At 49.8% G+C, this 4,691-nt stretch carries 2 protein-coding genes, 15 tRNA genes and 1 pseudogene; all 18 read right to left on the bottom strand.

What is annotated here, in order from left to right:
- Nucleotides 1-1,238: pseudogene (locus tag ACVBDQ_RS17630) on the bottom strand (IS481 family transposase); the annotation flags it as partial.
- Nucleotides 1,239-1,378: 140 nt separating this feature from the next.
- The gene (locus ACVBDQ_RS17635) at nucleotides 1,379-1,936 is read right to left on the bottom strand and encodes a DUF6431 domain-containing protein (protein WP_394606783.1); all 558 of its coding nucleotides are present in this window, start codon (nucleotides 1,934-1,936) and stop codon (nucleotides 1,379-1,381) included.
- Nucleotides 1,937-2,319: 383 nt separating this feature from the next.
- The gene (locus ACVBDQ_RS17640; RefSeq protein WP_033027723.1) at nucleotides 2,320-2,586 is read right to left on the bottom strand and encodes a hypothetical protein; all 267 of its coding nucleotides are present in this window, start codon (nucleotides 2,584-2,586) and stop codon (nucleotides 2,320-2,322) included.
- Between the two features lie 96 nt (nucleotides 2,587-2,682).
- Nucleotides 2,683-2,767 (bottom strand) — tRNA-Leu (locus ACVBDQ_RS17645).
- A 69-nt stretch (nucleotides 2,768-2,836) separates the two neighbouring features.
- A tRNA-Cys gene (locus ACVBDQ_RS17650) sits at nucleotides 2,837-2,910 on the bottom strand.
- Between the two features lie 9 nt (nucleotides 2,911-2,919).
- Nucleotides 2,920-2,991 (bottom strand) — tRNA-Gly (locus ACVBDQ_RS17655).
- A 5-nt stretch (nucleotides 2,992-2,996) separates the two neighbouring features.
- Nucleotides 2,997-3,071 (bottom strand) — tRNA-Gln (locus ACVBDQ_RS17660).
- A gap of 15 nt (nucleotides 3,072-3,086) precedes the next feature.
- Nucleotides 3,087-3,159 (bottom strand) — tRNA-His (locus ACVBDQ_RS17665).
- Between the two features lie 17 nt (nucleotides 3,160-3,176).
- A tRNA-Trp gene (locus ACVBDQ_RS17670) sits at nucleotides 3,177-3,250 on the bottom strand.
- Nucleotides 3,251-3,259: 9 nt separating this feature from the next.
- A tRNA-Tyr gene (locus tag ACVBDQ_RS17675) sits at nucleotides 3,260-3,344 on the bottom strand.
- Nucleotides 3,345-3,350: 6 nt separating this feature from the next.
- Nucleotides 3,351-3,426: transfer RNA gene (locus tag ACVBDQ_RS17680), tRNA-Thr, on the bottom strand.
- Nucleotides 3,427-3,596: 170 nt separating this feature from the next.
- Nucleotides 3,597-3,672 (bottom strand) — tRNA-Phe (locus tag ACVBDQ_RS17685).
- Nucleotides 3,673-3,701: 29 nt separating this feature from the next.
- Nucleotides 3,702-3,777 (bottom strand) — tRNA-Asp (locus ACVBDQ_RS17690).
- Nucleotides 3,778-3,782: 5 nt separating this feature from the next.
- Nucleotides 3,783-3,859, bottom strand: a tRNA-Met gene (locus tag ACVBDQ_RS17695).
- A gap of 142 nt (nucleotides 3,860-4,001) precedes the next feature.
- Nucleotides 4,002-4,077: transfer RNA gene (locus ACVBDQ_RS17700), tRNA-Val, on the bottom strand.
- Between the two features lie 9 nt (nucleotides 4,078-4,086).
- Nucleotides 4,087-4,158: transfer RNA gene (locus ACVBDQ_RS17705), tRNA-Glu, on the bottom strand.
- Nucleotides 4,159-4,172: 14 nt separating this feature from the next.
- A tRNA-Ser gene (locus ACVBDQ_RS17710) sits at nucleotides 4,173-4,263 on the bottom strand.
- Between the two features lie 4 nt (nucleotides 4,264-4,267).
- Nucleotides 4,268-4,342, bottom strand: a tRNA-Asn gene (locus ACVBDQ_RS17715).
- Between the last annotated feature and the right edge of the window lie 349 nt (nucleotides 4,343-4,691).

Genomic DNA, 4,691 nt, shown 5'->3' on the forward strand with positions numbered 1-4,691 from the left:
CTCCCTCCTTCGCCGGAATCGCCGCAAACGGGGACCGATGGCGTTTTACATAGGCGTTGTCCTCCAAACGAACCCGAACGGCCTCCGCCACCTTCCTTCCATCTTCGTACACATAGACGCCCCGTTCGTCATAGCGGAGTTCAATCGATTGCCCAATGAACCGGGGCGGCACTTCGTATAGCTGTTTATTCAGGGTGATCGTGCCATCGGCTTTCACCTTGCGGTGCTCCCGTTTCAGAAAAATCGCGTCCAGCCAATCGATGTCTTCGATCCACACCACTCGTTCCACTTGGGACTGAAACACCTCATGCGGCGTTTTTCCGTCCAGTGAGGCGTGCGGTTTTCGATGATACTCTTCTTCAAGCCACTTCCAAAAACGCTCGTTCAACTCGTCAAGCGACTTCGGCGGATTCAGCTCTAACAGCGGATAAAACCGCGTCTGCACGGTGCGGAAGAACCGTTCGATTTTCCCTTTGCTTTGCGGGTCATACGGCTGGGTGTGGATGAGCGTAATCCCCATCTCGGCGCACGCATACTGCAGCACCTCGGACCGATACATTTTCCCGTTGTCCGAGTAAATGCGCTTCGGCTTCCCGCAACGAAGCACCGCTTCCTTCGTGACGATCCGCAGCCCGTCAAACTTCTCCGAAGGGAAACTATACGTACGGCACAAACCGCGAGCAGTCATCGATATAGGCGATCAAAAACGTTTTCTGGGCTTTCCCATTGACTCGAATCGTTGGTCCATGGGATAAGTCCCCTTGCCAAAGCTCATTGATCTGGTCATACGCAAAACGCTTTCGCTCCGGCATGGGCAAGATTTCTTTTCCCACCAGGTTGTGTTTTTTCAACAATCGGTATATAGTAAAGTAAGAGGTATGGTTTTCTGGGATTTCCCCCTGCTCGATCAGGTGTTCGTAGAACACCGTCACGGGCATGGTGGGATGTTCTTTTCTTAGGGCTAAAATATGATCCTCATCATCGGGCGACAGACGCCTTGAGTGGCCGCGGTCCGAACGGCGCTTCGGCTTTAAGGCGTCAAAGCCCCCTTTTTTGTATCGGGTGCACCAATCGAGGATCGTCTTGGCTGCGATTCGTTTGTCGCCCTGGTGGGGAACATGGTGCACTCGCTCGCTCACCTCTTTCAGATACGTCTTCGGTTCCACCTGCCCATTCACCAACGGAGCGATTAGCCCGTACCGAAACAGGGCAATGTCGTGTCTCATCGACTCATCCATTCGAATCTCCTCCTTGTCTCACTTGGAATCAGGACCGTTCCGGTCCGTCTGCCCTTATCGTACCGGATCGCTTTTTCTCCGTCGATAGGAAAGGTTTGTGGGAACCTCAACTATTTCCAATTTAGGATATGTATGTAAAATCAGGATCCCATTTGATTCGCAAAAGGGTGTCGGAATCCGTCCTCCCACATGTCTCTGATGACCGAATCAAGACCGTGTTTCTCCAACGTCCGGATCCACCAGGAAGCCCGTTCCTTTTCTTTTTTCACGATAGGGCCTATGATCCTCCACCGCCTCGCAAAAAAGCTATGATGGCTTGATAGGTTTCGGTAGAACCGTCGGACATAAAAGATGATGCCGTCCTTTGTCAGGAGGAACGGAGCCCGGTTCGTCCCCTCGATCAATCCCAACTGCTCTTTCACGACTTGCCATATGGCGGACAACGTATACTGAAAATACGGGAGGAGAAAGGAAGGCAGCACACTCACCGTCTTTAAGCATTCCCGACAGCGATACCGGACAATCCAAATGCGATCATCACCATGTGGGGTCAATGCGTTTCGCTCATAGTAACCGTGGCGGTGCAACGGGCGCTTGGCCCGGCAATGCGGACACTTTTTCAGAAGAGGGAAGTCGTTTTCTTTTCCACGCTCTGCATACGTTTGGACGTCAATGCCAAAGTCATGAAATTGAATCACGTCCTCCTCCCCCTCCTATGAACCGATGGATTTTCTCTTCCGAAATAATTCACAAAAAATTTAGCACATTCTTTCAGAAAAGGGGAGAGGGCTTTCTGAAGGAATGTGCAAAAAAATGGCTCTTTTGTTCCGAAATAAAGTGATAATTTACATTAACTGTTGAAATCTTTAATTTAATAAGAACATCAGAGACCTCAATACAATGGTCTCTTTGCTTTTAGTCAAAAATCAACAATTAGCAATAACAGACAACCAATAAAAATTGGCACATCGACGAATGAAATAACAAAAAAGTTATCCACAGTTATTTCAGGATAGAGCCTAAGCTTAATCGTCCTTTCTTAAAATTTTCCTCATCAGTCCGATTATGATTTTATTGATTTCTATAGCTTCATTATCAAGCTCTGTGAATTTTTGTTCATCAATATAGCCGAGCCGTTTTGCAATTTTCTTAGTTCGCAATCCTCAATAAATATCTCTAACAATTCCTCAAATGTGTATTCAATTTCTGCGTTGTCATCAGATATTAGCAATAACTCCTCACGACTTAGCTCTCCTCTTCTTCCTCTCTTGCTCTTTCTCTGCAATTCTCTCTCATTTTCTATTCTTCCCACTTTCCATTTCACCTCACCGAACACGATTGTACGCACACGATTTTCTTCTCTCGAATCGTATTCGGTAAATAAAAAACAAGGGATTCCACTTACGTGAAACCCCTTGTCCCTAAAGCCTTTTCCCTATTTCGATGCCGATGGTGGGAGTCGAACCCACACGGGGGGCTACCCCACACGATTTTGAGTCGTGCGCGTCTGCCAATTCCGCCACATCGGCGCGACAATCAACATTTTACCAAATTATCTTTCAACTGTCAACACTTTTTTTATTCATTATCATTAGATATGGAGGCGGCACCCGGATTCGAACCGGGGGTAAAGGTTTTGCAGACCTCTGCCTTACCACTTGGCTATGCCGCCTTGATCAAGAGCGGAAGACGGGACTCGAACCCGCGACCCCCACCTTGGCAAGGTGGTGTTCTACCGCTGAACTACTTCCGCATCCGTGGCTGGGGTAGCTGGATTCGAACCAACGCATCACGGAGTCAAAGTCCGTTGCCTTACCGCTTGGCTATACCCCAACGTTGTAAGTGAAGGGCGACTAGTGGGAATCGAACCCACGCATGCCAGAGCCACAATCTGGTGCGTTAACCACTTCGCCATAGTCGCCATGATCATGATAGGAATGGCAGGGGCAGTAGGAATCGAACCCACACCGGAGGTTTTGGAGACCTCTGTTCTACCATTAAACTATGCCCCTTTGTTAAAATGGTGGAGGGGGACGGATTCGAACCGCCGAACCCAAAGGGAGCGGATTTACAGTCCGCCGCGTTTAGCCACTTCGCTACCCCTCCAAGGAATGGTGCCGACTGCAGGACTTGAACCCGCAACCTACTGATTACGATTCAGTTGCTCTACCAATTGAGCTAAGTCGGCATAAGATGAATGAAGAAGGTGGCTCATTGTTGAGCTCTGTGCCTCTTCCTCTACCAGCTGATTCAAAGACGCTCGATGCGTCGAGGCAACTCGAAGCGAATTCGATGAAGTAGATGCTCGTCTCTACCAATTCAGCTAAGTCGGCATGCAAACCTATTCTAGTTGTTTCGTGGTGGCTCGGGACGGAATCGAACCGCCGACACAAGGATTTTCAGTCCTTTGCTCTACCGACTGAGCTACCGAGCCATACCATATTTTTCGTGATTTTGGAACAATGGCGGTCCCGACGGGACTCGAACCCGCGATCTCCTGCGTGACAGGCAGGCATGTTAACCACTACACTACGGGACCAATTTTGGTTGCGGGGGCAGGATTTGAACCTGCGACCTTCGGGTTATGAGCCCGACGAGCTACCGGACTGCTCCACCCCGCGATGATAAGAAAGTAAGTTGATGTTCACAATGCTTTTGGTGTTGTTGTCCGTTGCCTCTTCCTCTACAAGCTGATTCAAAGATGCTGGATGCGTCGGGACAACTCGCGATGAATGAGAAAGCAAGTCAGCTTTTATATTAAGATGGTGGAGGATGACGGGATCGAACCGCCGACCCCTTGCTTGTAAGGCAAGTGCTCTCCCAGCTGAGCTAATCCTCCACAAAGAAGTGACCCGTACGGGATTCGAACCCGTGTTACCGCCGTGAAAGGGCGGTGTCTTAACCACTTGACCAACGGGCCATGCTGATGGATCATGGCGGAGAGCAAGGGATTCGAACCCTTGAGGCGCTATTCACGCCTACACGATTTCCAATCGTGCTCCTTCGACCACTCGGACAGCTCTCCACGATGGCTCCGCAGGCAGGATTCGAACCTGCGACCAATCGGTTAACAGCCGATTGCTCTACCACTGAGCTACTGCGGAATCATAACGACGGTCAATTCTCCCAACAAGATGTCCTGCCTCTTCCTCTGCCAGCCGATTCAAAGAAGCTGGATGCGTCGAGGCAACTCGCAGTTCATCCGATGATGCAAATGCTCGTCACTGAGCTGCTGCGAAATGACATCTCTTTAGACATTTACTATTATAATGATTCGCGCTGAGCTGTCAAGAGTTTTTTCATTCCTTCAAAACTAGATAACCGTTGGAAGAAGCCGCTCGCCTGCGCTTTTCGCATTGTCCAGCTCCGGCTCGCCGCCGCTCGGGGTCAAATAACCTTCGCCTTCGGGATCGGAAATCCCTGCAGGCGAAGAACATTTGCCCGTCGCGGCGA

Source organism: Geobacillus sp. CCR (assembly GCF_052906625.1).